We start from the raw sequence: 2,567 nt of genomic DNA, 5'->3' as shown, positions 1-2,567 counted from the left end.
CCTCAAAGGGCCTTGGAGATTTAGGTTCTATTCTGTGGAGATGCTGGAGTGTCCGAGGTGCCGTGGGGTGTTTAACTACTACAGCGGTATCAGCCCTACCGGTAAGAGGTCTGAGTTTGTAATTAGGCTAAAGCCAAGGGTGAAAACCCGGGCTTTAAAGGGTGGTACAAGGTGAGTGCATCGGGGACTATTAGGGTTCCGTCGTTAGATATCGATGATATTGTCAATTGCTTTAAGGTACATACTAAGAAGGCTAGGAACGAGGAAGAGCTGAGACTATGGGTCTCAAGCTACTGCATTGAAGAGAAGATACTAAAGCCATTGGGCGTATTGCAGTACGGCAAGTACGAGTACACGCTAGTGTCTGGTGCTAGGGTCGACGCCCTCTACGGGCACGTCATAATAGAGTATAAAGCCCCTGGTAGGCTCTCCTCAGAAGCAGACATCGCTAGGGCGAAGGAGCAGGTCATAAAGTATATTCAGCAGGAGGCCTCGTCGGAAGCCGAGTGGGACAGGTACCTTGGGGTGATAATAAGCGACAAGATAGCCTTTGTGAGGTATAACAAGGCAGGAAGAGCGTGGATCCTCAGGGGACCGTACGAGATAACTAGGGAGAGCGTAATAAAGCTCATTGAGGCCATAAGGGGTCTGAGGAGAAAGGCCCTCAGAGTAGACCTGCTACTGGACGACTTCGGCCCGAAGTCCGATCTGACCGCCCGCTCCGTTAGAGTGCTCTACGAGAAGTTGCTCAAGCCGAAAAGCGAGAAGACGAAGGTGCTTTTCGAGGACTGGCTCAGGCTGTTCAAGCAGGCGACAGGCTACAGCGCTGAGAGGCTCGAGGAGCTCCCCAGGCTCGCCAGAGAGTACGGTCTAACCGGAGAGGTGGACTACGACAAGCTCTTGTTCGCAGTGCAGACCTACTACGCCCTGATACTCAAGCTCCTGGCTGCCGAGGTGGTGTACTTGTACGGCGGTGGCAGGTTCTACAAGTCTTACATAGCGGAGCTGGACGACGCCTACACAGGAGGCGGTGCTCAAGCCCTCAGAAAGGCCCTCGCGAAACTTGAGAGCGGCGGCATCTTCAAGCAGTTCGGTATAGAGAATTTCCTGGAGGGCGACTACTTCTCCTGGTACCTGGAGGAGCTAGATCAGAAATTGGCAGATGTGCTGGCCGAGATAGCCAGGAAGCTAGCAAATTACGAGCCGGCCACCCCTCAGCTCGAGCCGGAGTCAGCTAGGGATCTCCTGAAGAGGCTCTACCAGCACCTGGTACCGGAGGACATAAGACACAACCTCGGGGAGTACTACACCCCCGACTGGCTGGCGGACTTCCTGCTGGACAGGGTGGGGCTGTCGAGGGATAGGCTAAAGGAGCTCGGCTCCGAGGACAGCCTGAGACCGCTCGAGATAAGGGTTCTAGACCCGGCTTGCGGCTCGGGGACTTTCCTCGTCAGGTACATTGCTAGGCTCAGGGACTACGCTAGAGAGCATTTCCTAGAAGACGTGATGCTGGACTACCTGCTCGAGAACGTCGTCGGTTACGACCTAAACCCCCTAGCCGTGCTCGCTGCTAGGACGAACTACCTGCTCATGATAGCCGACCTGCCCCGGAGGGGCAGTATAGAGATACCCGTGTACTTGGCGGACTCCATAATGGTTGAAAAGAGGGCGACGCTCACCGCGAACGTGTACGTGTTGAAGACGGTCGCAGGGGAGTTCCAGCTACCCGTGAGCGTCGTAGAGAAGGGCCTCCTCCCGAGGGTATTGGGCGAGATAGTAGGCGGGCTTAACAGCAATTACTCGGTGGAGGACTTCAAGAACAGGGTTAAACACGAGTTTAGAGACTTATCGGACGCCGAGGTAGAAGTCCTTGGCAAGCTCTACGAGACGCTCCTCAAACTAGAGAAAGAAGGTAAGAACGACGTCTGGGTCTCGATAATAAGAAACGCGTTTGCGCCAATGCTAAAGGGGAAGTTCGACTACGTAGTCGGCAACCCGCCGTGGGTAAGATGGGAGAACCTGCCCGACGAGTATAGGAAGATAACCAAGCCGCTATGGGAGAACACATACGGTCTCGTTGGGGCAGGCGCTGGCGGGTTCAAGCGAGACTTAGCGATGCTCTTCTTGGCGAGGTGCTTCGACCTGTACCTGAAGCCCGGCGGCAGGCTCGGCTTCCTCATGCCGTTCACTGTGTTCAAGACGCAGGCGGGCGCCGGGTTCAGGAGGTTCCTAGCGACTAAGTCCAGGGTCGTCGAGATCCACGACATGGTGACCCTGTACCCGTTTGAGGGGGCGGTGAACAGGACGTCCGCCGTAGTCGTAGAGAAGTTCTGCGAGCTGAAGGACATCGGCTCGGAGAAGTGCCCGCAGGCGAGCGAGGTCTTGAGGGAGAACAAGAAGGTCAAGCACGTCATCTGGGTCAACAAGCTGGGTGGACCCGTACCAACCGATACGCCCCTCGAAGAGGTCGTGAGGGTTACGGACAGGCTCGACGCGGTTATGGTACCCGTCGTGGAAGGCGACGCGTCGAGCCCGTGGATGCAGGTAACCGAGAGGATACTCCCGTA

At 55.9% G+C, this 2,567-nt stretch carries 1 protein-coding gene; it reads left to right on the top strand.

All coding sequences use genetic code 11. The features are described 5' to 3' along the window. Positions 1 to 171: 171 nt before the first annotated feature. Positions 172 to 2,567 (top strand): Eco57I restriction-modification methylase domain-containing protein (locus ACP5VX_RS06930; RefSeq protein WP_428725150.1); only part of this gene is annotated, 2,396 nt, incomplete at its 3' end.

Origin of the sequence: Thermogladius sp., from assembly GCF_049970955.1 — an archaeon.
Classification (GTDB): Archaea; Thermoproteota; Thermoprotei_A; order Sulfolobales; family Desulfurococcaceae; genus Thermogladius.
Note: the sequence above shows the minus strand (reverse complement) of the source record. Positions and strands in the feature narration are given on the sequence as shown.